This is a genomic window from Wandonia haliotis, from assembly GCF_039523435.1.
GTDB classification, from domain to species: Bacteria; Bacteroidota; Bacteroidia; order Flavobacteriales_D; family Crocinitomicaceae; genus Wandonia; species Wandonia haliotis.
Map to the genome: position 1 here is coordinate 824,003 of NZ_BAAAFH010000022.1, position 26,298 is coordinate 850,300.

Annotated in this window: 20 protein-coding genes and 1 pseudogene; 12 read left to right on the forward strand and 9 right to left on the reverse strand. The window is 38.9% G+C overall.

The window, feature by feature from the left end:
- The first annotated feature begins 22 nt into the window (after positions 1–22).
- The 4 genes from ABDZ97_RS16265 (at position 23) to ABDZ97_RS16280 (ending at position 5,889) form a co-directional block, all read left to right on the forward strand.
- On the forward strand, positions 23–949 hold the full coding sequence (locus tag ABDZ97_RS16265; RefSeq protein ID WP_343790289.1) for a PorP/SprF family type IX secretion system membrane protein: 927 nt from the start codon (positions 23–25) through the stop codon (positions 947–949).
- Positions 950–960: 11 nt separating this feature from the next.
- On the forward strand, positions 961–2,850 hold the full coding sequence (locus tag ABDZ97_RS16270) for an OmpA family protein (RefSeq protein ID WP_343790292.1): 1,890 nt from the start codon (positions 961–963) through the stop codon (positions 2,848–2,850).
- Positions 2,851–2,980: 130 nt separating this feature from the next.
- Entirely contained in the window at positions 2,981–3,802 is an 822-nt protein-coding gene (locus ABDZ97_RS16275; RefSeq protein ID WP_343790296.1) for a PorV/PorQ family protein, read from the forward strand.
- Entirely contained in the window at positions 3,799–5,889 is a 2,091-nt protein-coding gene (locus tag ABDZ97_RS16280; protein WP_343790299.1) for a ComEA family DNA-binding protein, read from the forward strand. The genes ABDZ97_RS16275 and ABDZ97_RS16280 overlap by 4 nt, the downstream gene beginning before the upstream one ends.
- A 51-nt stretch (positions 5,890–5,940) precedes the next feature.
- Here ABDZ97_RS16280 and ABDZ97_RS16285 read toward each other — a convergent pair whose 3' ends face one another.
- Complete coding sequence (locus tag ABDZ97_RS16285) at positions 5,941–6,375, reverse strand: hypothetical protein (protein ID WP_343790302.1); 435 nt, start codon at positions 6,373–6,375, stop codon at positions 5,941–5,943.
- Positions 6,376–6,473: 98 nt separating this feature from the next.
- On the opposite strand from ABDZ97_RS16285, the gene lpcA reads away from it, so the two are divergent.
- From lpcA to ABDZ97_RS16300, 3 genes are all read left to right on the forward strand, one after another.
- Positions 6,474–7,046: a D-sedoheptulose 7-phosphate isomerase gene (gene lpcA / locus ABDZ97_RS16290; protein ID WP_343790305.1), complete on the forward strand. Its 573-nt coding sequence runs from the start codon at positions 6,474–6,476 to the stop codon at positions 7,044–7,046.
- Between the two features lie 407 nt (positions 7,047–7,453).
- Complete coding sequence (locus tag ABDZ97_RS16295; protein WP_343790308.1) at positions 7,454–8,737, forward strand: AAA family ATPase; 1,284 nt, start codon at positions 7,454–7,456, stop codon at positions 8,735–8,737.
- A 7-nt stretch (positions 8,738–8,744) separates the two neighbouring features.
- Complete coding sequence (locus tag ABDZ97_RS16300; RefSeq protein ID WP_343790311.1) at positions 8,745–9,266, forward strand: hypothetical protein; 522 nt, start codon at positions 8,745–8,747, stop codon at positions 9,264–9,266.
- 45 nt (positions 9,267–9,311) lie between these two features.
- On the opposite strand, the pseudogene ABDZ97_RS16305 reads toward ABDZ97_RS16300, so the two are convergent.
- A pseudogene (locus ABDZ97_RS16305) lies at positions 9,312–9,482 on the reverse strand (IS110 family transposase); the annotation flags it as partial.
- A gap of 91 nt (positions 9,483–9,573) precedes the next feature.
- Here ABDZ97_RS16305 and ABDZ97_RS16310 point away from each other — a divergent pair.
- The gene (locus ABDZ97_RS16310) at positions 9,574–11,112 is read left to right on the forward strand and encodes a YifB family Mg chelatase-like AAA ATPase (RefSeq protein WP_343790314.1); all 1,539 of its coding nucleotides are present in this window, start codon (positions 9,574–9,576) and stop codon (positions 11,110–11,112) included.
- Between the two features lie 49 nt (positions 11,113–11,161).
- Here ABDZ97_RS16310 and ABDZ97_RS16315 read toward each other — a convergent pair whose 3' ends face one another.
- Both ABDZ97_RS16315 and ABDZ97_RS16320 read right to left on the reverse strand, forming a co-directional pair.
- The gene (locus ABDZ97_RS16315; RefSeq protein WP_343790317.1) at positions 11,162–12,430 is read right to left on the reverse strand and encodes a T9SS type A sorting domain-containing protein; all 1,269 of its coding nucleotides are present in this window, start codon (positions 12,428–12,430) and stop codon (positions 11,162–11,164) included.
- Positions 12,431–12,553: 123 nt separating this feature from the next.
- Positions 12,554–14,386, reverse strand: a complete 1,833-nt coding sequence (locus ABDZ97_RS16320; RefSeq protein ID WP_343790320.1) for an ABC transporter ATP-binding protein — start codon at positions 14,384–14,386, stop codon at positions 12,554–12,556.
- 95 nt (positions 14,387–14,481) lie between these two features.
- Here ABDZ97_RS16320 and rbfA point away from each other — a divergent pair, with 95 nt between their 5' ends.
- Together rbfA and ABDZ97_RS16330 are read left to right on the forward strand one after the other, a co-directional pair.
- Positions 14,482–14,817, forward strand: coding sequence for a 30S ribosome-binding factor RbfA (gene rbfA, locus ABDZ97_RS16325; RefSeq protein WP_343790323.1), 336 nt, complete (start codon positions 14,482–14,484; stop codon positions 14,815–14,817).
- A 1-nt stretch (position 14,818) separates the two neighbouring features.
- A complete protein-coding gene (locus ABDZ97_RS16330; RefSeq protein WP_343790326.1) occupies positions 14,819–16,033 on the forward strand; it encodes an FtsX-like permease family protein in 1,215 nt (404 codons plus the stop codon).
- Here ABDZ97_RS16330 and dusB read toward each other — a convergent pair.
- From dusB to ABDZ97_RS16350, 4 genes are all read right to left on the reverse strand, one after another.
- On the reverse strand, positions 16,022–17,011 hold the full coding sequence (dusB, locus tag ABDZ97_RS16335; RefSeq protein WP_343790329.1) for a tRNA dihydrouridine synthase DusB: 990 nt from the start codon (positions 17,009–17,011) through the stop codon (positions 16,022–16,024). The genes ABDZ97_RS16330 and dusB overlap by 12 nt on opposite strands.
- Before the next feature lie 43 nt (positions 17,012–17,054).
- The gene (locus tag ABDZ97_RS16340; RefSeq protein WP_343790332.1) at positions 17,055–19,154 is read right to left on the reverse strand and encodes a PKD domain-containing protein; all 2,100 of its coding nucleotides are present in this window, start codon (positions 19,152–19,154) and stop codon (positions 17,055–17,057) included.
- A gap of 92 nt (positions 19,155–19,246) precedes the next feature.
- Positions 19,247–19,942, reverse strand: a complete 696-nt coding sequence (locus ABDZ97_RS16345) for an inorganic pyrophosphatase (protein WP_425542674.1) — start codon at positions 19,940–19,942, stop codon at positions 19,247–19,249.
- A gap of 38 nt (positions 19,943–19,980) precedes the next feature.
- A complete protein-coding gene (locus tag ABDZ97_RS16350; protein ID WP_343790335.1) occupies positions 19,981–20,838 on the reverse strand; it encodes a M23 family metallopeptidase in 858 nt (285 codons plus the stop codon).
- A gap of 156 nt (positions 20,839–20,994) precedes the next feature.
- On the opposite strand from ABDZ97_RS16350, the gene ABDZ97_RS16355 reads away from it, so the two are divergent.
- Together ABDZ97_RS16355 and ABDZ97_RS16360 are read left to right on the forward strand one after the other, a co-directional pair.
- Entirely contained in the window at positions 20,995–23,454 is a 2,460-nt protein-coding gene (locus ABDZ97_RS16355) for a choice-of-anchor L domain-containing protein (protein WP_343790338.1), read from the forward strand.
- Positions 23,455–23,485: 31 nt separating this feature from the next.
- Complete coding sequence (locus ABDZ97_RS16360; RefSeq protein ID WP_343790341.1) at positions 23,486–24,325, forward strand: class I SAM-dependent methyltransferase; 840 nt, start codon at positions 23,486–23,488, stop codon at positions 24,323–24,325.
- A gap of 1 nt (position 24,326) precedes the next feature.
- On the opposite strand, the gene ABDZ97_RS16365 is transcribed toward ABDZ97_RS16360, so the two are convergent.
- A complete protein-coding gene (locus ABDZ97_RS16365) occupies positions 24,327–26,225 on the reverse strand; it encodes a T9SS type B sorting domain-containing protein (RefSeq protein ID WP_343790345.1) in 1,899 nt (632 codons plus the stop codon).
- Positions 26,226–26,298: the final 73 nt, after the last annotated feature.

Genomic DNA, 26,298 nt, shown 5'->3' on the forward strand with positions numbered 1-26,298 from the left:
AATTGACCAAAAATGAAATGTCATGAAAACTTTACTCATTATTATATTATTTATTGTGGGAGGGGCGGGATGCTCCTATGCACAACAGGACCCAATGGTCAGCCAGTATATGTTTAATGGTTTGTACCTGAACCCTGCTTACGCCGGTTCACACAAATACTGGACCTCAACGTTTAGTTTCAGAAAACAGTGGGTCGGATTTGAAGGCTCACCCCAAACGGTAATCGGTGCGATTGACGGACCTCTGGCTGGTCAGAAAATGGGGTTGGGACTCATTTACTTCAATGACCAAATAGGAGTCACCAAACAAAACTCTATTCTGGCCAATTATGCCTACAGGATCAGGGTAAGTGAAAACGGACGTCTTGCCCTCGGAATAAGTGCCGGAATATCGCAATTTAGTGCCGAGTTGACCTCCCTTACAATTTGGGATACAGATGATCAGGTTTTTATGAATAATGTCAGTAGTAAAATACTTCCCCGCTTTGGTTTCGGGATTTATTACACAGATAAAAACTGGTATGCCGGATTTTCCATTCCCACGCTAATTGCGTATGAAAAAGGACGTGATTTCTCCTTGAATTTGAATAAATCGTCTTTTTTGAATCGGCACTATCTGTTGACGGGAGGGTACATCTTCAAAGTATCCGAAAATGTGAAACTGAAACCCTCTGTCCTGTTAAAATATCTCCCCCATGCTCCATTGCAGGCAGATATAAATTTAGGAGTCCTTATTAAGGATATGTTCTGGATCGGTGGTTCTTTCCGATCAGGAGATGCCGGAGTAATCCTTCTTGAATATCAATCCAATAATTATTTCCGAATCGGGTATGCATACGATCTCACTTTTTCCGAATTGCGGAGACACTCATCCGGTTCACATGAAATCATGATAGGAATTGATTTCGGAAAAGACATGATCAAGACTAAAACACCCCGATACTTTTAAAATTTTGCCTTATGAAAAAGTTTATATCCATATTATCCTCTTTATTCCTCATTGGAATTCTGATAGGATGTAGTGGTCACCATATGAGAAAAGGAGACCGATATTTCGACAATTACGCATACGCGAATGCAGTCAAACACTACTCAAAAGCGTATGACAAAATGAATAACGAAAAAGCTGAAAGAAGTCTGGCTATTTCCTATATGAAAATGAGTAGTCCGGAAATCTCCGGATCTTATTTCAGTAAAGTAGTCAACAGGTCTTCCCCTGCGGCTATAGATTACCTGAATTATGCAAAAGTACTCATGGAAACCGGTAAATACGAAGAAGCTATTCCATGGATAGAAAAATACCTAGCATTCAACGAAAATGATCTATTAGCTCAGTTACTCCTGGCTTCCTGCAAATCAGTTGATGAGCGTTATATTGACACAACCCTGTTTGAGTTAACCCCGGTTCCTACAGATGACTTTTCGAACTCATTTGGAACCGTAACGTATAAAAACGGAACTGTATTTACAGCAGATAAAGAAGTCTTTTCAGGAAACAGGAAAAGCCAATGGACAGGAAAATCCTACCTGAATCTTTACTATATGGAAAAAGGAGAAAACGGAAACTGGCTTCCTCCGTCTGCACTTAAAGGCGATATCAACGGATCATTTCATGATGGACCGGCAACCTTCTCAAAGGATGGTAAAACAGTGTATTTTACTCGAAGCAATTACTACAAAAACAAACGAATAACAAACGATGAAAATATCTGTAATCTGAAAATATTTAAAGCCAGTTTGGTAGATGGCAAATGGAAAAACCTTGAAGAATATCCCTTTAATAGTGATGATTATTCTGTAGGACATCCAACTTTATCTGAGGACGGAAAAACACTTTACTTCGTCTCAGATATGCCCGGAGGTATTGGAGGAACAGACCTCTATAAATCCGAACTGAAAAACGGAAAATGGTCTGCCCCGGAAAATCTCGGAGAAACAATCAATACAAGAGGAAATGAGATGTTCCCTTATATCCACTGTGACGGCTCTCTGTATTTCTCCTCTGATTCTCACAACTCAATGGGAGGACTGGATGTTTTTATTACGTATTTTACAGGAGAAGAGTGGGCTACTCCGGAAAACTTAAATTATCCGCTTAACTCTTCCAAAGACGACTTTTCCTTTTCACTAAATGAAGATAACATCACCGGTTTTGTCTCTTCATCCCGTACTCAAGCTGACAAAATCTATGCCTTCACCAAAAAACCTCCGACTTTTAACCTATATGGGTTTACCAGAAAAAAAGGAACTCAGATTCCGGTGAGTAATGTAACTATTAAGATTACAGAAGCTACCAGCGGCAATGTTATTGAGATGCAAAGTGATGAGGAGGGAAAATTCAGTTTACAACTTGAGCCTGAATCCGAATACCTGTTACTCTGTACAAAAGAAGGATGTTTTACGCGAACAGATAACATTTCAACACTGGGTAAAAAATACTCGGAAGATTTTTATGCTGATTTTGAAGTAGAAGAGATAATCATTGACAAACCCATTGTTCTGGAAAACATCTACTATGATTTTGACAAATGGGATATTCGTCCTGATGCGGCAAAAGAGCTGGATCATCTTGTAAAACTACTTCAGGATAATCCTCAGATCGAAATTGAGTTAAGCTCCCACACAGATTCAAGAGGAGCGGACAACTACAACCTCGTTCTTTCAGACCGAAGAGCCAACTCGGCAGTTTCCTATCTGATTAGTAAAGGTATCAGCAAAAAACGGGTAAGTAGTAAAGGATATGGAGAAACGCAACTGGTCAATCAATGTTCTAACAAAACCCCTTGCTCAGAAGAAGAACACCAGGCGAATAGAAGAACTGAGTTTAAGGTAACAAAAATCAATAAATAAACACCTGAATACGAAGAACCGGGAGAAGCACTGATATTTCTCCCGGTTTTTTGCTTCCAATCCGAACCTCGTCGGTTTCAATAAATTTTAGTAAATTGCCTGTTACATACTCTGTTTCAACACAACCGGCATGAAAAATTACTACTCAATTCTATTACTGGTTTTTGTATTTTTTATTACTGAAACAACTGCTCAGGAACTCTATAAATTAGGTGCTCGTTCCGCTGCACTTGGACATACTTCAGTAACAATAAATGACATTTGGGCTTACCATCACAACCCCGGTATGTTAGGTTATCTCGAACAAGGAGGCGTGGGAGTCTATTATGAAAATCGTTTTTTTCTTCGCGAATTAAATTATCAGGGACTAACATTTGCCCAACCATTAAAAAAGGGAACGATATCAGCCGGAGCTCAATTCAGCGGGTTTGAAAATTATCGTTCTGCAAGAGCAGGGGCAGGATACTCTCTTCGTCTCACTGATTATATAGCAATGGGTGTACAGGTCAACTACCTGAATGTAAGTATTCCCGGAGGATATGGAACAAAACATGGAATCAGCGGAGAATTTGGGTTAGCTACCCGAATCGGTAAAAAATGGATGATTGGAGCGAGTATTTATAATATCACCCGAACCCGGTTTGCAAGCTATCAAAACGAACGATTTGCTTCTGTCATCCGTTTGGGAGCAAGTTATCTCATCAGCCAAAAACTAACGGCATCTGCAGAATTCGAAAAAAGTATTATTTCTCCTTTACAAATAAAGGGGGCACTAGAGTATCAACCCATTGAGAAGTTATTCCTGCGTGCCGGTGTTCATTCCTCACCATTGGAAATTAGTTTTGGCTTAGGTTATAATCTGAAAGGGTTACGTATTGATCTGGCATCAAGCTACAAGCAGATTATCGGTTTTACAACCGGAGTCTCCATTCATTATTGCTGGGGTACATGATCATCTACTATCGACATATCATCTTTATCCTTTTATTCTCTTTTCTTTCGTTCTACGCAAACGCACAATTTGAACAAAAAAACGAGATTATTCAGCAACGTATAGAATATCTGGCAGAAAATCTTGAATCCGAAAATGTGGTACTGGAACAAATTACTGAGGAACTTCACTTTTACTTTGACAACCCGATAAATCTCAATAAGACAGAAGGAGAAGATCTGAGAGCACTTGGATTACTGACAGAGGTACAAATTGTATCCTTAATCAACCACCGTAAAAAATTCGGCAAGCTAATTAGCATCTACGAAGTACAGGCTGTCCCCTATTGGGATCTGTTAACAATAGAAATGATACTCCCTTTTATACGGGTTGATGATAAATTTGACCAGTTACACGTTTCCCTCAAAGAAATGCTAAAGTTTGGAAAAGGTGAAGTTTTACTCCGCTATCAACGAAATATTGAACAGAAGAAAGGATACGAGGATGTTCCTGATTCGGTCTTTGAAAATTCAAACTCCTATTACCACGGAAATCCGGATCGCTATTATATGCGAACCCGTTTTACCTACCGCAACAATTTCAGTATTGGGGTAACCATGGAAAAAGATCCGGGAGAATCCTTCTTTCGGGACTCCAACCCCTATGGTTTTGATTTTTACTCCGCTCATGCTTTTTATCAGGGAGGCAAATATCTTCGCACTATTGCTTTAGGAGATTACCAATTACAAATTGGGCAGGGAGTTAATTTTTGGTCGGGCTATGCTTTCAACAAAACAGCTGATGTGGTCAATATAAAAAAGAATGCCCGCGGATTACGTCCTTATGCTTCAGTTGATGAAACCCGTTTTCTTCGTGGCGCAGCTGTTGAAGCCGGAGTAGGTAAGTTTAGTGTAACCGCCTTTGCATCTGTAAAAAAAGTGGATGCTACCTTACAAGAAACATTAGATACACTCAATCAGGAAGAACAATTTGCTTCGGCAATCAACATGACCGGGCTACACAGAACACATTCCGAGATTGCAAGAAAGAACGCCTTACAGGAACGCATTTTTGGTGGTTATGTTCAGTACAAAAGTACAAGTTTTACTAGTGGAATTGCTGTCATCCATCATAGCTATAACTCTTCTTTTGAAAGACCTCTCCAGCCCTATAATCAATTTGATTTTCGGGGAAAAAACCTACTAAACATCAGCGCAGATTACTCGTATGTCATTAAAAACACTAATGTATTTGGTGAAATAGTCCGCTCCGGTTCCGGAGCCATTGGGTTTTTACAAGGTGCAATGATCGCATTAGACACAAGAGTCGCTTTAAGCGCTCTCTACCGCCACTACCCTAAAGATTTTCACACATTTTATTCGCAGGGATTTCGTGAAGGATCCAGAAGTCAGAATGAGAGCGGTATGTTTCTGGGGTTATCATGGCGACTGTCCGGCAAATGGTTACTGAATTCCTATATCGACTTTTTTAAATTTCCCTGGTTAAGGTTTCAGGTAGATGCACCATCAACAGGAAGCGAGTTTTTAACTCAGATCACGTTTAAGCCCTCAAGACATTTCGAAGTTTATGCTCGTTTTCGGGAACAAAACAGAATGCGAAACAGTCGTTTTGAAGATGGAACTATTACGGAAATTGAGAATGTCAAGCAACGTAATTACAGACTCAACCTCTCGTTCCGGGCAAGTGAGTTTATCACGTTGAAATCGCGAATCGAATATGTCACCGTCACACGCCCCAGCAGTCCCGGACAAAAAGGAGTACTGCTTTATCAGGATATTGTTTACAAACCAAAGAACTTTCCTGTTGATATCAGTTTGAGATATGCTCTCTTTGACACCGATGGCTATGATTCGCGAATCTACGCTTTTGAAAATAATATGTTGAACGTTTTCTATATACCCGCCCATTCCGGAACGGGGATGCGAGCTTACGCCTTACTAAGGTGGACATTTGCCAGAAGATTTGACTTGTGGATTAAGTATGGTATTTTCCTGTATGAGAATGTTAAGGCAATTGGATCTGCCGGAGAAACAATAACAGGAAACAGGAAATCAGATATTGGCGTTCAATTGCGCATAAAGTTCTAACAATAAAAAAAGAGTCCTCCCGGACTCTCTCTTATTTAAACTATCTTTTGATTACAAATCATCAGGAATAACCGCCTGCTGAAATTGTTTCTTTTTCGGACGAAGCTGCTCGATAAAAACAACTTTCAATTTTTGTCCGTCAGCCGTATAAATCATTTCAGAAATACCGTTGGATATACCCGGGTTTTGCTTATTCTGATTGTAGAACTTTACATCCATTAATTCATAAGTAGCATCACTGTACTGAAGAAAAACCGAACTGATTTTTCCGTTTTCAACGCGCACTTTTCCATTCACACACATCACATCGTTATCCCCTTCGAAGAAAGAAATAATAACATTTCGGTGCATCTCATCTGCTATCGTGTAAGCTCCTCTTTCTTTAAAAGCTGCTTCCATCTTCTGGAAACAATTCGCTGGTTTCTTTTGTGCCAACACACTCAGGGACAGCGTTAATAGCATTAAAGTTAGTAGACTTTTTCTCATGTTTTACAGTTTTCGCATTTAAAGCTGTGTTTCAAATATAGCTTAATTTATGAAATTGAGTATCGAAATTTACTACATTTGAACAAATTCATTTTCGTATGAGTACTAAACAAATTGCATACCATTTTTTTGAAGCAGCTGAAATACTGGAAAAATTCAATAGTGATCCAACTAATTTTGAACAAATCAAAAAAGCAGGTGATCTGATGGTAAATGCAATCAAAAACGGAGGTAAAATTATGTCTTGTGGTAATGGCGGATCTATGTGTGATGCCATGCACTTTGCCGAAGAAATGACAGGAAGATATCGCGAGAACAGAAAACCTCTTCCGGCTATGAGTCTATCCGACTCCTCTCACATGTCGTGTGTATCAAATGACTATGGCTATGCCTTCATTTTTTCTCGATTTGTTGAATCATTAGGACAAAAAGGTGATGTTCTTTTAGCGATTTCAACGAGTGGTAACTCAGAAAATGTTCTAAATGCCATCGCAGCAGCGCAGGAAAAAGGAATAACAGTTATTGGATTAACAGGAAAAGACGGCGGAAAAATGGCTGAGCTTGTTGATGTTGAAATCAGAGCACCTTATAGTCAATATGCGGATCGGGCTCAAGAAATCCATATCAAAGTTATTCATTCGCTGATCGATTATATTGAGCATAATATCTAACTAAGGAATAGTTATTTTTCACTAGTGTCCGATAAAACTTTTTTAGAAAACCGGGAGGTCTGCGAAGGGTCTCCCGCTTTCGTTTAATTTGGTTTTGCAGCACTCAACCACCTAAAAAAAGCAGTTACTTTTTGGACGCTGATTTCTCTGATTTATTGACTGCACACACTACTACACTGTTCCGTACCACCATTCTTGGAAAGTGAAACAGACTTTCGTTATATTCAAACCCTTTTGGGACCCAGCAGTAGTAAAACAATAGAACTATACATAACTATCATATTTTCAGACATTCAAAGCATTCAATATCCATTTGATTCATTATCTTAGTTGCACAGTGACTATATAAGATATAACAACTATACTGTATATATACACTAGTTGTAGCACATTAGAAAAAAACCTATATGGAAAAAATATATTTAAAGAATTACAAAGGATTCAAACAACAATTTGTTGAATTAAAAGATGTTAATTTTTTAGTTGGCGAGAATAGTACAGGCAAAACTTCATTTTTAAAAATTATTAATCTTCTCTCAAGTCCTGAATTTTGGTATAACTATGAGTTCAATAACAATGAGGTTGAATTAGGATATTTTGAAGAAATAATAAATAAAAAAACTCAAGATAATCATTTTCAAATCGGAATTGAAAAACCAAATTTTGATGATGATGATGATAAAAAGAAAAAACAACAAACATTTAGAGTTATTTTTGAATTTACCGAAGAAAACTCTGTCCCAATAATCTCTCAAATTAAATTTCAAATCGAGAAATTTGATGTGTTAGTTAAGTTTACTAAAAAACAAATTACATATCGGATAAAACAGACAGAAGTTACAGACTTTGAAAAATGGGCTGTTGATTTTGAATTTCCTAAGCAGTACAAAAGAATAAATATTCCTCATAAACAATTACCTCTTTCTATTTTAATCAGATTTATTGAAAGAGAAATTATGAAAAACAATGATGAATTTAAATTTAGAACTTCTTTTGGTCAGGAAATGCTTTATCCAAGCTACAAATGGTTAGCTCCAATTAGAGCAAAAGCTAAAAGAACATATGAATCTTACAAAATAAAATTCTCTCCAGAAGGAGACCATATCCCTTCTATTCTTCGTCAAATTCTAGGAAACAAATCTAATTTAGAAAAGAACAAGATAATTACAATCTTGGAGTCTTTTGGAAAGGATAGTAATTTATTTGATAAAATAGAAATACGTGAATTAGGAAAAAAGAATAGTTCTCCTTTTGAAATTATTGTAAAGTATAAAGACATTGAAATTAAACTACCTAATGTCGGTTATGGAGTTTCTCAATCATTACCTATTATAATTGAGGTTTTATCTACAAAGAAAACTTGTTTTTCTATTCAACAACCTGAAGTGCATCTGCATCCAAAAGCTCAAGCTGCTTTCGGTAGTTTTCTTTACAACGCTGTAAAAAATGACCAAAATAAATTTATAATAGAAACTCATAGTGATTTTACTATTAACAGACTTAGACACAAATTACATAGTTCTAAAAAAGAAGTGAACTTTGACACCAAAGTACTATTTTTTGAAAGGAATATTGATGGAAACTCAATAACGAACATAGAAATTAAAAAAGATGGAGCTTTTGCAAAGAAAGTCCCAACAAGTTATCGAGACTTTTTTATTGATGAGGAACTTAAATTATTAGAATTATAATTTAAGTATGGCAATAATTATAGATGCAAATTGTGTGGCTAATGTATTTTCAAAATCATCTGCTAAACACTCAGATTTCAAGCCAGTACTTGATTGGATATTATTAGGTAAAGGAATAATGATATTTGGGGGTAGTCAATATCGAAAGGAAATAGCTAAAACTTCAAAATATCTACCAATTATTAGACTACTTAAAGATGTAGGGAAAGCTATAGAAGGCTGTCAAAACGATATTGATGAATACCAAAAGAAAGTTGAAGATTTGCGAGACAATGAAGACTTTGATGACCCACATTTACCTGCAATAGTGGTAATTACAAAGTGTAGATTAATTTGCTCCGAAGACACTCGATCAATTCCTTTTGTAACAGACAGAAAATACTATCCTAATAATTTTACATTACCTGCTTATTACACATCAGCTAAAAATAAAAATTTACTAACTGATAAATATGTTGACAATTCATTAAAACCATTATGTAAATTAAATAAAATGACTAGTGAAAGAATATCTAAACTGCTTAAATAACGTGGTACAACAATGAACCGTGGTAAAATCCAAGAAAAAATTCAACTATTTTTTCAACAATACAGGATTTACACTTCGGTAATTTTCATCATAAACCAACTTTGATTTGGCAATAGCAAAGGCTTCTTTGATTAATTTATTGGCCACAGCTATTAATGCTAGCTTTTTCGATTTCCCTTTCGCAATGATTCTTTGGTACAATTCTAGACAATTTTTGCTGGTTTTACAAACAAAAATACGATTATTTTTTCGTCAAAACTGGATTTTATTTGTATGTTTGTGTCACTAACCTATTAAATGACCTAACATGCTTTGCAAAACATTTGGCAGCGCCGTTTTCGGAGTTGATGCCACTACCATAACTATCGAAGTTAATATTACACGGGGAATTAATTATTATCTGGTCGGACTTCCTGATAACGCTGTAAAAGAAAGTCAGCAAAGAATAAAATCTGCTTTCAGTACGAATGACCTTAAATGGCCGGGAAAAGAAATCACAATCAATATGGCTCCGGCAGATATCCGAAAAGAAGGCTCCGTATTTGATCTTCCTATTGCTTGCGGGATCCTTGCTGCCACCGGACAAATACTTTCTCAGAAACTGGAGCAATATATCCTACTTGGTGAGCTTTCCCTCGATGGATATTTGAAACCGGTTAAAGGAATTCTACCTATTGCCCTTCGTGCTGCTAAAGAAGGCTTTAAAGGACTTATTATTCCGCAGGAAAACGCTTCTGAAGCTGCAGTAGTTGAAAATATGGAAGTTTATGGAATGAACCATCTAAACGATGTGATAGCATTCTTTAATGAATCCCAACCATTCGAAAAAGTTCAGATCAACCTCGAACAGTTATTTTATGATAAGATACACATAAACGAGGTTGATTTTAGTGACGTAAAAGGGCAGACAACCATCAAACGAGCCTTTGAAATTGCAGCAGCAGGAGGACATAATGTACTGCTCATTGGACCTCCTGGAGCAGGAAAATCCATGCTGGCAAAGCGACTACCTACAATACTCCCCCCCATGTCCCTCGCAGAATCATTGGAAACGACCAAAATACACAGTGTAGCCGGAAAAACGAATGCTGACAAAGGATTAATCACCACTCGCCCCTTCAGAAAGCCACATCACACAATCAGCGATGTAGCTCTGGTTGGAGGAGGTGGTTTCCCACAACCCGGAGAGATTTCACTGGCGCATAATGGTGTTTTGTTTTTGGATGAACTCCCTGAATACAAAAGAACCGTTCTAGAGGTCATGCGCCAACCTCTCGAAGATCGACAGGTCACAATAGCCCGTGCCAAATTTACAGTAGAATATCCGGCAGGTTTTATGTTGGTTGCTGCTATGAATCCCTGCCCCTGTGGCTATTATAATCATCCTGAAAAAGATTGTGTTTGCGCTCCGGGAATTGTACAAAAATACCTAAACAGAATTTCAGGTCCCTTATTAGATCGTATTGACCTTCATGTTGAAGTCACACCTGTCGGATTTGACGAATTGTCCGGTAAACAAAAATCAGAAACCAGTAGTACGATAAGAGATCGGGTTATAGCCGCCCGATCTATTCAGGAGAAACGTTTCAAAACAAAAAACGGAATCCACGCCAACTCTCAAATGGAAAACACAGATCTGCAAACGTATTGTAAGATCGATTCAACAGCCTCCGATTTACTAAAAACAGCCATGGAAAAACTCGGATTATCTGCAAGAGCCTATGACCGGATTCTCAAGGTGTCTCGAACGATTGCCGATCTTGATGATAGCGCAACGATTCAGGTGCAACATCTGGCTGAAGCTATCAATTTTCGAAGTCTTGACCGGGATAATTGGGCAGGATAAAAAAAGCCCGATCCAAATGGATCGGGCTTAAAATATTACGTGTATTCAATTATTTTTTCACGAAAGATTTTCTAACAATGTTTCCCTTCTCAGTAGCAACTTCGTAAAAGTATACTCCAGAATTCAATGAAGAAACATTAATGGTAGCCTCAGTTCCATTCACATCCTGAGTAGCAACAACTTTTCCATCCATGCTAATTACAGAAACAGAAGAAGCGTTTTCAGACATAGAAACAGTTAGCATATCTGCCGCTGGGTTTGGATAAGCCGTAACAGAAATAACATTGTCATTAATTCCTCCTGTACCTGGACTTGTAAGTGTGATTTCATTAGAAGAAGCAAATACACCTACATGACCGTTAGCACCCTCAGTGTAAATGTAGACAGTAAACGAAACATCTTCTACGATAGGATTAGGAACGAAGCTGTTCCCTACAATAGTAAGGTAAATATCACTTGCTGTAAAGTTCACAGTTTGATTCGATCCGTTCGGTGTTATTTCCGTAGTAATATTAGCGTTAGTCATCAAAGCAGCTGGATCAGCAGCCATTCCAGGTGAAGCAACTCCAGTCTCAAAAACAACAGCATAATACGCAGTAATATTACTCTCATCAGCCGGAACATCAAAAGTCACTTGCAAATCTGTTCCATCTCCGTTGTTAGAAATATCTGAAGCAACAACATTAGAAACGTTTGGCGCTTCAAGAAGCACATTCCCAAGTTGAATATTATCTACTCCAATCCAAGACCCAGGTGCAGTAGTAGAAGGGAAATTACTAAACAATTCCTTTTCACTACTAGAAATTGCTATAAAATAGCTAGCAACATCACCTGTATAAGACATAGGAACTGTAACGGTTGTAAAGTTAGATTCCGAACCTCCAACGCGAATAAATCCTTGTCCAACAACATCATCATTTGCATCTACTGCCTCTACATATAGGATGGCAGTATCAGAAGTCTGAATATCATAAGTAACATCAAATGAAAAGTCTTCATACTTATCAGTAGAAGGAAAACTTTGAAATACGACTGATCCATAATCTCCATTTGGAGCCTGTTGTGTATTTGAAGAATTAGCCAAATTAAAAGATGTAGCCTTCAGAAAGCTTGAACCTTCAGTCGCTCCAGTAGTTTCCTCAGCAGCTGGAATAACCGGATTTGCTCCATCTGTAACATCACCGATTGTAGTAACAACATTTAAGGTTGTCCAACCATCTGGATTACCGTTCGTCCAACTCTCAAACCCAAAATTGGTCTGAGCAAACACCCCGGCACTCATCAATAAAGACGCTGCCAAAAAGTAAATTTTTTTCATAATTCTAAATTTTATTTTGCGATTACGCTGCCGAATATACAGCTATTTCAAAAACCGTCAAAAAAACTTGATACAAAATTGATGAACGGTTAATATTAAAACTTAATCGGAAAAATTCGTGATTTAACTCAATCCCTGTAAACTACAAAGGCGTTGATACAGCCCCTTTTTTGCAATTAATTCATCATGATTTCCTCTTTCGACAACCTCCCCTTTCTGCAGGACTATGATTTCATCCGCATGACGGACAGTACTTAATCTGTGTGCGATAACAATTGATGTTCTGTTACTCATTAATTTTTCTAGGGCATCCTGCACCAATTTCTCGGATTCAGTATCCAAAGCAGACGTCGCTTCATCCAAAATCAGGATCTGAGGATCCTTAAGAATTGCACGGGCAATACTGATACGCTGTTTTTGTCCGCCACTTAATTTATTTCCTCTGTCCCCAATAATCGTCTCATAACCTTGTTCCTGCTGTTCAATAAACTCATGTGCATTCGCAATACGGGCAGCAGCTTGAATTTGTTCCAGAGAAGCATCCGGGTTACCAAAAGCAATATTATTGCGAATAGTATCATTGAAAAGTATCGACTCCTGGGAAACAATACCTATTTCTTTTCGCAAATCTTCCACCCTAAATCGGCGAATATCCACACCATCAATACAAACACTTCCCGACGAAACATCATAAAAACGGGGTAACAAATCCGACAAAGTCGATTTTCCACTCCCTGATTCACCCACCAAAGCAACGGTCCTCCCACGAGGAACAGAGAAGCTAACATGGTTAATTACTTGCTGGTCTCCGTATGAGAAACAAATATCATTATACACGACAGCCTCTTTTATTCCATTAAAATCAAGCGGATCTATCGGATCATGTATTACCTCATCCGTATCAATTACCTGATTAATTCTGTCAAGACTTACTTTGGCTTTTTGTAAGTTCCCTATATTCTGAGCTATACTCTGAATGGGACGCAACAGCTGAGAGAAAACGATAATGAATCCCAAAAACTGAGAACCTGTTAATTGGTTTCCTTCTCCACTCAGAACAATTTTCCCTCCGAAATAAACAATAACAAGCATAACAAAAGCCCCTAAAAACTCATTTAAAGGGCTTGACAAATCTCTCTTTCTAAAAGTCGAAGTGATGAGTTTCTGATGTCGCAGGTTTGCCTTTGCAAACTTTCCGCGAACCATCTCTGAAGCATTGAATGCTTTTATGATACGGATTCCTCCCAGCGTCTCCTCTATAATAGAAAAGACCCTTCCCATCTGGTCCTGTCCTTCCCTTGCAGTCCGTTTGAGACTTTTTCCAATTCTCGAAATGACAAAAGCGGAAAGAGGCAATACAACAAAAGACACCAAGGTTAGTTCAGGACTCCAATAGAGCAAAAGAGAAACCGTTAACAAAACATCAATAGGATCCCGGAATATCAATTGCAAAACAGCAACCACAGCAATTTCTATTTCATTAACATCTGTACTCATCCGAGACATAAGGTCTCCCTTTTTCTCTTCCGAGTAAAACGACATTGGTAACCGAAGTGTTTTCGAAAAAATAGTATCTCTTATATCTCTCACAACAGCCATTCGCAATTGCGACTGGTGATAGATAGCCAGGTATCTGAAAAGATTCTTCAGAAAAAAAGCAGAAAGGACGCTTATACAAATAAACAACAGTGCTTTCTCCTGCCCGTTCACGAACAGGTAGTTCTCCATGTAGTAGGTATAATAGTCTGAACTGTAATCAAAAAAGTTTCCATCCCAGACAGGGGCAACAGGAGCTGTTTCCGGAAAATCATTGCTAAAGATCAATTCAAGAAAGGGAACAAATAATGCTAAAGAAACCAGATTGAAAATGACAAACAAAAAGTTGTAAAATATGGTCAGGATTGCCTGTACCTTATAGTGGAATGTGTAACGGTATATTTCTCGTATTGTTTTCATCAGCAAAACCTCACTTACTCTATTGTGTAACCGCACAAAGATACGTTTTTCAACTCGTTCTCTCACTTTGAACAAACAATTCGTAACTTTGTCGCATGGGTTCAGTTAGACAAAACAAAGTTGAAACAGCAATGCTACGCGAATTGTCTGTTTTTTTTCAGCGCAACGCACGGGAGTACACCTTAGGAAACATGGTGACGGTTACGAAAGTTAGTATTTCAGCAGATCTATCATTCGCAAGAGTTTATCTGAGTATTTTTGGTTCTGCCGAAACAGAAGATGTATTGAAACATATTAATGATAACAAGTCTAAAATCAGAGGCGTTATTGCCACGGCTCTAAAAAACCTACGTAAAGTCCCCGAGTTTGTATTCGTAATCGACGATTCCCTCGATTATGCGATGAAAATTGATGATTTATTAAAAAAGTAGAGTGAACTTTTCCTTTTTTGTTGCTAAACGGTATTATTTTTCAAAACAATCGAAAAGTATTATCAATATCATTACCCGAATTGCCATTCTGGGTCTAATGGTAAGTACGGCAGCAATGGTAATTGTTCTATCAGCATTTAACGGAATCGAATCTTTGGTTCATGATCTCTACTCTGATTTTGATCCACACATCACCATAACATCCAAGAAAGGAAAAACAGTAAACGCAGACTTTGTTCCTGTAGATGAAATTCAAAAAATTGATGGTGTTTCTCATATCTCTAAACAGATAGAAGAAGTTGTCATTATCAAACATGGAAACAAGTGGGTAAACGGAACATTATTAGGTGTAGAACCCGTGTTTTACGAGATGATCAGACTCAAAGAGCACTTAGTTCAAGGGCATACACTTAGTAAAGATTACAAAAAAAGCTCTTATATCGGGATTGGTCTACTCAACAAACTGGATGGCATTATTTTCGAAAGCAACCCGGAAAGAATTCTTGTCTACGCTCCTTCCCGGGACGCAAAAATTATGCGTTCATCAAACCCGTTTAAATCAGATGCTTTTCTTATTGATGCTTCAGTAAATTATAACAGGGAGGTTAACAGCTCTTTTCTTATCGTCCCTTTAGAAACTGCTTCCGATCTTCTTGGTTATGAAAAAGATATAACTCGACTGGCTGTAAATGTTAATGACTTAGGGAATCTGGAAAAAATCCGGGAAGAGATAGCTTTGTTACTGGGAAGTGATTTTGAGATTAAAACACACCTTGAAAAAAATGAATTGATCTATAAAACATCCAAAATTGAAAAGATTATTGTCTTCTGTATTCTCATTTTTATTTTTGCGCTAGCAACATTTAATATGGTTGCTTCTCTTACCATGTTATTTATAGAAAAGACTCCTAATCTGAAAACTTTAAAAGCAATTGGTCTGACTGAGAAAGGCGTCTTCTCTATCTTTTTCAAACAAGGATTATTAATCTCCGGATCAGGGATTTTATTAGGACTGTTATTCGGTTACGGAATTGTTTCTGTTCAGTTCTTTGGAGCCTTCTTAACACTCCCTAATTCAGGAGGAGAAGCTTTTCCGGTGGTGATGTCCGTTACGGATAGTCTGTTAATTCTTGGAGTCACTGGTATAATTGGAATACTGAGTAGCTGGCTACCTGTATCTTACCTTGTCAGAAAGTCAAGAAAATCATTCAACTAACTCTGTAAATTTCAACTCAATTTCATCCAGCGTATCACGAACTTCCTGTAAATCAAAAGAGGTAACCAGTTTAGTTCTGTATTCCTTGAAATGTGGAATCCCTTTAAAATAGTTTGTGTAATGTCTCTTCATCTCTATTACACCTAAAGTTTCCCCCTTCCATTTCACAGACATTTCTAAATGTCTTCGGGTAACATCCAGTCTTTCCTTAAACGTGGGTCCGTCCAAGTGTTCTTTTGTTTCAATATAATGTTTAATCTCTCTGAAAATCCACGGGTAACCAATACTTGCCCGTCCAATCATGACACCATCAACACCATACTTATTTTTATACTCCACTGCTTTTTCCGGAGTATCAATATCACCATTACCAAAGATAGGTATATGCATTCGGGGATTGTTCTTGACATCGCCTATCAACGTCCAGTCTGCCTCTCCCTTGTACATTTGTTTCCGCGTTCTTCCGTGAATAGACAGTGCCTCTATTCCAACATCCTGAAGTCGCTCTGCTACTTCATATATGTGCTTACTGTTGTCATCCCAACCCAATCGGGTTTTGACAGTAACAGGTAAAGAAGTAGACTTCACAATTTCTTCCGTTAGCCGGATCATCTTGGGAATATCCTGCAATATTCCGGCTCCGGCACCTTTACAAGCAACTTTTTTTACGGGACATCCGTAGTTGATGTCTATAATATCAGGATTGGTCTTCTCAATAATACGGGCAGCCTCTTTCATGGACTCAATCTCAGAACCGAAAATCTGAATCCCTATGGGGCGCTCATATTCATAAATATCCAGCTTCGCAACACTTTTGGCTGCATCCCGAATCAAGCCTTCGGAAGAAATAAATTCGGTATACATCAGATCAGCACCACTCTCCTTACATAAAGCACGAAAAGGAGGATCGCTTACATCCTCCATAGGAGCAAGTAACAAAGGGAATTCACCCAACTCTATATTGCGAATTTTCACCATAGACGGGTGCAAAGTTACGACCTAAAAGATCAATTGACAAGCGTTACTTTCTGAAGAGTGAAATATTTCCATGTTCCACACCCGTTTCATCAAAATAGTTCTCGTAATTTACTCTGAAGAAATAAACTCCTTCTGTTGCTTCCATTCCATCCACTGTCCCATCCCAAACCTGGATATACTGCGCATTAGGCTCCATATTTTGCTTACCTCTTGCCATCACCAATCCCCATCGGTCAAAAACAGTCCATTCGAGACTTTTTGTTCCTTCCACATAGACAGTAAATAGATCATTTGCTCCATCATTATTAGGAGTAAAGACATTTGGAATAGTAAGAACAAACTGGTTAAACATAAAAATACTCTGTGTCATTGTATCCGCACACCCCTGATCTGTATAGGCAACAAGAGAGACTGAATAATAACCACCCTCTGCTCCTTCAAAAGAATAATTGAGATCCGTGTCGGTTGATGTACCTCCATCTCCGAACGTCCACAAAAATCCATCTGCACCCACTGATAAGTTTTCCCCTGTCAAAATTGGAGAAGCAGCATCAAGCGAGTCCTGATCCATACTAAAATCAGCTATCGGAGTAGGATATGCACAAATGAAATTGGGTTCCTGCACCGATACCGAACAAAAACCATTATTAGTAACTGTCAGGTCAACCGTATAACATCCTTCCGCAGTAAAACTAACCACCGGATTTTCATCAGAAGCTACGGTACCGTTTCCAAATGCCCAGTCGAATATAAAACCATCATTTTCCTGCGTACCGGGATCAAATGTAATGACGTCCGGAAAACAAATATTCGTATCAGAAGATGAAATCTGAGGTTGCGGAGTTTCAAGAATTGTAATCGTATGATAACTCGTATCAGCTTCACACCCCCCAATAGCAGGTACTACGTAAATAAACTCATAAACTCCTTCTCCGATTCCGGACAGACCTAATTCAGATGTTGTTGCATTAAAGCTTCCGGAAGCATTTGCACTTACTTCCTCCCATGCTCCATTATTATCATGGACTCCCATATTATCAGAAAGAGTAAGAGTTGTTGTTGCAGATGGCAAACAAATCAAGTCTGCAAAATCATCACCCGCATCAGGAGCGTCATGAATCGTAATCGAAAAACTAATTTCTGCATTACAAACAGAAGAGTTCTGGTCTTCATCATAAACAAATAATGTTACATCGGAAGTAATAACATCTCCTGCCATATACTGGGTTCCTCCCCCCCCGGATTGCGTATAATATGCTTCATTCCCGGACAAATCAGTTCCCTGAATCACTTCCAGTTCATATCCTCCACAAATATCTACATTACTTACGGGGTCCAGTTGAGGTGTCACTCCCACTACAACCTGAAAAACAGAGGTTGTATCCGGACAAAGAGGAGCTCCCTGTGTCGTATAGGTATAATCCCCAGATAGATTAACAGCCGGATCAAAAGTCCCTTCAACTCCATTTGTCAGAACACTGGGACCATTCCATACTCCAGAAACACTGGGTTGTACAAAATAATCTGCTAAATCAACTGCAGCATCATCCGTACACAATGCAATTTCTGACCCGTTATCATCTATATAACTATAGGTTGGATTATTCTGATACAGTCTAAGATCATCAAAAACCAGATCATTCCCAAATGAAGCTCCGGGGATCTCAGTGTACAGTTTAAAAAATATACTCGATGTTGCAGGATTAAATACTGTCGTTTGATAGGTTTGCCAATTGGTGAGGTTTGCCCAATCATCCTGAAATAATATTGTACCCAGAGCATCTTCAACCACAACACGAACATGTGGCTTAATAAATGAACCATTATTATTCTCGGCCAGGTAACAATTTCCCATTTGCCAGGTGAAGTAATAATCTGAACCGGGACATATCTCTATCTCTTTATTTAGAGCTAACCCTGTGTAATCATTTCTGAAATTACATAACAATGCTCGTTGTCCTTCCGGAACACATTGATCATTCTGCGGATATTCATTCCAATCATTCAGTGACATCGGCACCACGTACGAAACCGGAACCTGGTATTCAAAATCATCATGATCAACTAAAACAAAGTTATCTGTCTGTGCAACAGACACCGTTAGAAACATCATTGAAAACAGAGATAGTAGTACTTTGTTCATTTTGAGTTTTTTGGGTTCTTAAATCAGGACGAAAAAAGTAGTGAAAAGGTTGTAAAAAAAGCCTGAACGATAGGTTCAGGCTTTTACTAATCTTATGCTTTAACTGTAAAAAAACGCTCCAGAGCCGCCTTTAGCTGCTCGTTTGCATCTCCAAACTTCGATACGTAATCTTCATTACTCCTCTTTATCACTTCCAGCGCTTCATCTTTACCATAAACATGTGTTATTTCAACATTTTTTGAGGTACCTTCCAAATCTTTATAAGTCAGGAAGAAATGTTTCACACGGTCAATTACCATTTTCGGCATTTGTGAGATATCCGACATCTCTCCGTAAGCCTGATCGCCTTTCAGTACAGCTATTATTTTATCATCAGCCTCGCCTCCGTCTATCATTCGGAAACCTCCAATAACTTTAGCTTCTGCAAGAATCCCTCCTCTGCTTACATTCCTTTCACTCAAAACACAAATATCCAAAGGATCATGATCTCCGACGATGTCTTCTCTTCCTGTCTTTTCCGCACAAAATTCTGCAACTTTTGTATCACAATAGGTTTGCGGAACAAACCCGTACATACATGGCATATGATTAGAAAACTTTTGCGGACGATCAACCATTATATATCCGGAATCCTTATCTACTTCGTACTTTATTGCATCTTCCGGTATGATCTCGATAAATGCATTCACGATTTCGGGAGATTTATCTCCAATAGAAATACCATGCCATGGGTGGGCTGTAAAACGATTGTTCAAAGCTCCTATAAGGGATTCAATTTCTTCTTTCATATTTGCGATTTTATATAAGCGGTGCAAAAATAGCCAAATTATTTGAAGCTTATGTAATTTAGCGGGTTAACATATTTCCCATTAAATATTAACTCAAAATGAAGGTGCGGACCTGTCGTATTTTCTCCTGAATTACCTACAATAGCAACCGGATCTCCTCCCCGGACACGATCTCCGGCTTTCTTTAACAACACACTGGCATGCATGTACACTGAGATGTATCCGTTACCATGCGTAACAATTACTGTCCTACCACCTCTATTTGTCCAATCTGAAAAAATGACGGTTCCGTCCAGTACAGACTTAATCGTTGCTTTTTCTTCGGTAACGACATCCACCCCCAGATGTCCGTTCTCCATCTTAGCCGACAAAACTCCATTTACAGGAGGAAAGAAATACAACCCTTCTAGTTTTTCATGACCTTCCTCAAACCCCTGATCCTCTTTTATCTCATCGCGAACTTTTTCAGCAAGGTTCCTTTCCGAAGCAGAAAAATCAGTTGATACATCTTCCAGATTCTGAGCCGTATTCTCCCCCAAAGTATCTTCCGGGATATCTTCACCCAACGGCTCACCCAGAATAATCTTCTTCACATCAGAGATATACTTTTCCTGCATCTCCAAACGCGACATAAGTGAATCAATTTTCAAATATTGCTGTTCAAGCGTCACCCTGTCTGTATTACGAACCGAATCCGGGAGAAGCCCCTTAGCAGGTGTGTAACTCACGATCAGAATACTCAAGCCAAAAAATAAAAGAAAAAATAAGAAAAGGACAGATAGCAGAACCAGGCGACTTACTTCAACCCCCCATAAGGGCTGATAAGAATCAGGATTTAACCCGTTAATTTTTATTCGTTTAAGGAAAAAAAGACGTAATTTTGAAATAAAATTCACGTTTACCGTTTTTAAAGTTTGGAACGAAATTTGCTATTTGTCAATTATGCTAATTTAGTTTAATTTCTTCGCTCAACTCTCTTAAAAAATGTGAATTTTTTGAAAATGAGACGATAACTAACAACGTTTTTCTATTTTAAACGTTATATATGAAATATGAAGTTACTGTTACACATAGTTTTCTTTTACCTTGCCTTTTTACCTTTTAGTGTAAAGTCGCAATTAGTAACTTCCGGTAATCAAAGTCCTCAGGCTCTTGTTCAAAATGTCTTGGTGGGTAGTGGGGTTACCGTCAGCAATGTAAATTACACCGGATCCGCTCAGGCAATAGGTCAGTTTAACAGCACCAATGCCAATGTTGGTATTCAGGAAGGGCTGATCATGACAACCGGAACAATTCACAATACACAAACTGCTGGAGAACGTCACGGACCTCATGGACCAAATGACAGAGTAAATGCAGGAATTGACAACAACAGACCCGGATACAGTTTGCTTAACAGCCTTTCAAACGGCGGAGGAACTTTTAATGCGGCTGTTTTAGAATTTGATTTTGTACCCTATTCGGACTATGTTGAATTCCGCTATGTTTTTGCCTCCGAGGAATATCCCGAATATGTCTGTACAGATTTCAATGACGTATTTGCTTTCTTTATTTCCGGTCCCGGTATTCCCGGCAGACAAAACATAGCTTTAATTCCCGGAACCAATGCACCCGTAGCAATTAATACTGTTAACTCGGGATCTGTCGGTTCCGCCTCAGGAGCCAATTCCTCTAACTGTGATGCTGCCTATGGTAACTGGCGAAATAATAACATCTATTATAGAAATAACGGAACAGGAAATTCTTCTCCTCAGAATAGCAACCCTCAGTTTATTCAGTACGACGGTATGACGACCGTTTTAACAGCCTCATCAAATGTTATTTGTGGAGAAACTTATCATATTATTATCGCTATTGCGGATGTCGGAGACGGAATCTATGATTCAGGAATATTCCTTGAGGCAAATTCCTTTTCCAGTCCGGTAACGGTTGATGTAAGCTACCAGCTCTCTTCATTATCGTTTGACAACGACTACACAATGGCTGAAGGATGTACGGATGCTACAGTAACTCTTACCCGTTATGGTGAAGACTTATCATCTCCTATGACTGTACCTATTTCCGTAACAGGTTCTGCTACTCCGGGAACAGATTATACTGATAACATACCGAGCTCCGTAACTTTTGCCAGCGGACAATCACAGGTTTCGTTTACTATATCAGCCTTAGCTGACGGAATAGCCGAAGGACTGGAAGATATTATTATAGAATTTGGAATTCCCGACCCCTGTGGAGGAAATGAAAATTATACTATAACCCTGGCAATAGATGATGTTGCTCCGGTTCTGGTCACGTTAGATGATGAAGAACTGGAATGTCCGGGTAATGAAATAACACTTACACCAACTGTCAGTGGTGGTGGATCAGGATATAATTATCAATGGAGTACGGGAGAAACAACAGAATCAATTTCTGTACAGCCATCTGTAACGACAAGTTATACTGTAACTGTAACTGATAACTGTCTGAATCAATCCGCTTCAGCATCCAATACTGTTATTGTACCTAATCCTCCTCCTATTCAGTTAAATGTTTCGGATGATGTTGTTGATCCATGTCCGTATATAGAGTATACATTTTCTGTAGAGGCAATTGGCGGATCAGGTGATTACACTTACCGTTGGTCTGATAATTTTGGAGAGGAGTATGGCACATCCAATACGCAGGTTGTTAAACCAGGAGTTTCTACCAAATATTACATTTTGGTAGAAGATAAATGCGGTGAACAGGCACTGGATAGTGTATCCGTGACCATCACAAGTCCTCCACTTGTTCCTTATGTATTAGGAGACACAACTATTTGTCTGGGTGATTCGGCTCTTCTTACCGCAGGAGCAACCGGAGGGTTCGGAGACTATTATTACTATTGGCCTCATAGTGGTGAAACAACTAATCAGGTGTGGGTATCTCCCAGACAAACCGGTCTGATTCAGGTCATAGTCAGTGATGATTGTCAAACATTCACAGTTAATGATTTTGCAGAAGTAGAAGTAGTTCAACCCGTTGCTAACTTTGTCATCAGTTCAGGAACGTTGTTTGAAGACCTCCCTATTCAGTTCCAGAACACAACAATTGGCGGATCGGTTTACTTCTGGGAATTTGGTGATGGTCAAACATCAACACAAGTACACGGAAGTAATACGTATGACGAACCCGGTAACTATCTCATCACATTGTATGCAGAAAATGATCTGGGCTGTCGTGACTCAATTACCAAACCGATAACAATCACTCCGGAATTCTATATTTATGTTCCAAATACAATAACTCCAAACGGTAGTGGAAGAAATGACTACTTTGCCGCTTCGACGATAAATGTAGTGAGTCTAAAAGTCCGTATTTTCAACCGTTGGGGAGAAGAGTTATTCTACAGTGATGACAAACGATTCCAATGGGATGGCACCTACAACGGCCAACCCGTTCCGGATGGTGTATACGTCTATAAACTGGAATACACTTCTATTAATGGTGATAATGAGATGATCTACGGTCATGTTAATGTACTTCGTTAAATTTTCCGGATAGTTTTTTCATCTTTGCAGTATGGAATTGAAAAAGTGGTTTACTTCTCCCTTCGAGGATTACGAGCTTATTGATGCAGGCGGAGGAAAGAAACTGGAAAGATGGGGAGCTATTTATACCATTCGTCCTGAAGTTCAGGCCTACTTCAAATCAGGAATGTCATTTGCTTCCTGGGAGAATTATAATCCTCTTCACTTTGAAGAGAAAGGTAAGCAATCCGGATTCTGGTCAAAAAACCAACCTGCCTGGAATATTTACTTCGGATCACTTCAGTTCCTACTGGAAACTACGAAATTCAAGCATCTGGGACTTTTTCCGGAACAGGAGATCAATTGGCAATACATTCAGAATCATTTGCAAGCCGGAGATAAATTTCTGAACATGTTTGCTTATACAGGAGCCGCCAGCATTGTTGCCAGAGAAAGAGAAGCTATCGTAACACATGTTGATAGCGTAAAACAGCTTATTTCCTGGGCAAAAAATAACATGGAAGTAAATCATCTGCAAGATATAAAATGGGTACATGAGGACGCTTTGAAATTTGCCGAACGCGAAGTTAAACGAGGCAATACTTACAAAGGTGTACTGATGGACCCTCCTGCATGGGGAATCGGAGCGAAAGGCGAAAAATGGAAAATTGAAAATAAACTGGAATCTCTACTTGAAACCGCATACAACCTGTTGGATGAAGGAGGGTTTCTTATTCTCAATACCTATTCACCCAGAGTTTCACTGGAAGATATGACACAATTTGCTTCCCGTTATTTTTCGCCTTCTGGTCTGGAAGCCGGTGAATTGTGGGCCAAGACAACGACAGGAAAAGAACTATTCTACGGGCACCTTTTAAGAGCGACAAAATAGCTTACTTAACCAGACCTGTGAGCTGGAAGTTTCCGTGAAATTCCTCTACATCTCCATTCATGGGAGTTATCGTTACTCTATAGAAATAAACACCTTCTCCCGCTGTAGAACCATTACTCATTGTACCATCCCAAATGGGTTCAAAAACATCTGGTACGGACTCGTACTCTCGTACTACAATTGAATTCCCCCATCGATTAAACAGACGAATATCTACTGTTACCGCTGCTGAAGTAGTAATACCAAAATAATCATTTAACCCATCCCCATTTGGGGTGAATACGTTTGGAATATGTGTTTCGTTGTTTTCATAGCCCATAATTGTCACCGTGTAGGAATCAGTACACCCATAAACGGTGTTAGTCGCCGTAAGAACTACTTCGTATACTCCCGGCATGTCAACAGGTAAAGTAATAACTTCTTCATTCTGATGGGCAACCGTGCCATCAACAGACCAGCTCAACATATCATAGTCCGTAGACTGATTTTCCAGTATCGCGTCAAAGGGAATTATCCCCTCATTGGGAGTAGCAGTAAAAAATGCTGTTGTTTCAACAACGCTTATTTCAATACTGTCTCTGCACACTCCGCAGTCTTCCGTAACTGTAAAATAGTACCAACCCGCTTCTGTTACAGCAATTGAAGAAGTCGTTTCACCAGTTGACCAACTGACATTTGAAGAAGCCGAATTACCAATCAAATTCACTGACTCTCCTGAGCATATAACATTTGACGGACCATTTGTTATACTACAACTCGGAACCGTCCCAAAATTAACTGTAATGGAAGCCTGATCTGCACCACAACTATTAGACCCGGTAACGGTATAGGTTCCTGAAGTTGTAGGTGTAATTGTTGTCGTTGTTTCTCCTGTACTCCAAAGGTACATATCTGCACCCGAAACAGTCAGTTGGATTTCTCCCGGTTCACATGCATCCGTAGCATTCGCATTTATCGTAACATCAGGCAGATCATCAAACGTGATCAATAAAGAATCTATTTCCGGCTCATTACAATTATTCTCAGCCGAGAAGTAGATGTAATGACTCGTTGTAACACCTCCATTTGGCGTATAGCTTGTCTGAAGGTTTGTCGGATTTGCAAAACTTCCCTGAGAGCTACTCCAACTCATCTGAGAGGCATTTCCATTCACAAGAGCTGATATATCAACGGATCCTCCCGGACAAATTGTCCCATCTCCATTTACAAAGTTGGCAGCAACAGATACAGGCACATACGGGATTGTACACCCGTCATTTGCATAGGTTGCTGTTCCCGCCGCATCAAAGTCAACACGCGCACCATCCCGCAAAGCAGAACTTCCTCCAACTTCTCCATTCTGGTTTACTAAAAGACACCTGTCGTAGGTTACACTTTCCATACACGTAGCTCCAAAAGTAATCGAAAGTGTACGTGTTGAACAGCTTGAATTATAATTTGCAAAATGCCCGGCTGTATTTCCGCTGCATTGGAAAATAACAATGATCGTATCCTGCATCCCCGAATAGTCGTGCGTAGAAGGGTCAAAATCCGTACTGGTAATAATCAACACTTCAGAGTTAGCAGGTAACACTCCTCCAACGGGCTCCACAAAGTAACCACAGGATAAAATGGTAGCATTCATCTGAGCAACCTTGTTAGCAGTTGCTGTATTCTGACAAATACCTCTGTAGGGATTATTAGGCCAGGTAATATTAATATCAGAGGTACTTAAATCGTTTGCTCCTATCCGGATGCGAACCATTTCATTGGTTCCTTCGTTCGAACCACAAGCATCCACAAGAACACTTTCTATTTGAAAACAGCTTGATTGAGAATAACTTGCTCCCACTACTCCCATCAAAACGACTAACGTCAGAATAATTCTCTTCAAATCTTTCAATACTTTTTTGCTATGCATTCACTGCAAATGTACGGCAGGAATGTTAAGAAATTCTCAACAGGTGGTTAATTCTGTTAACAACAACGTGAAA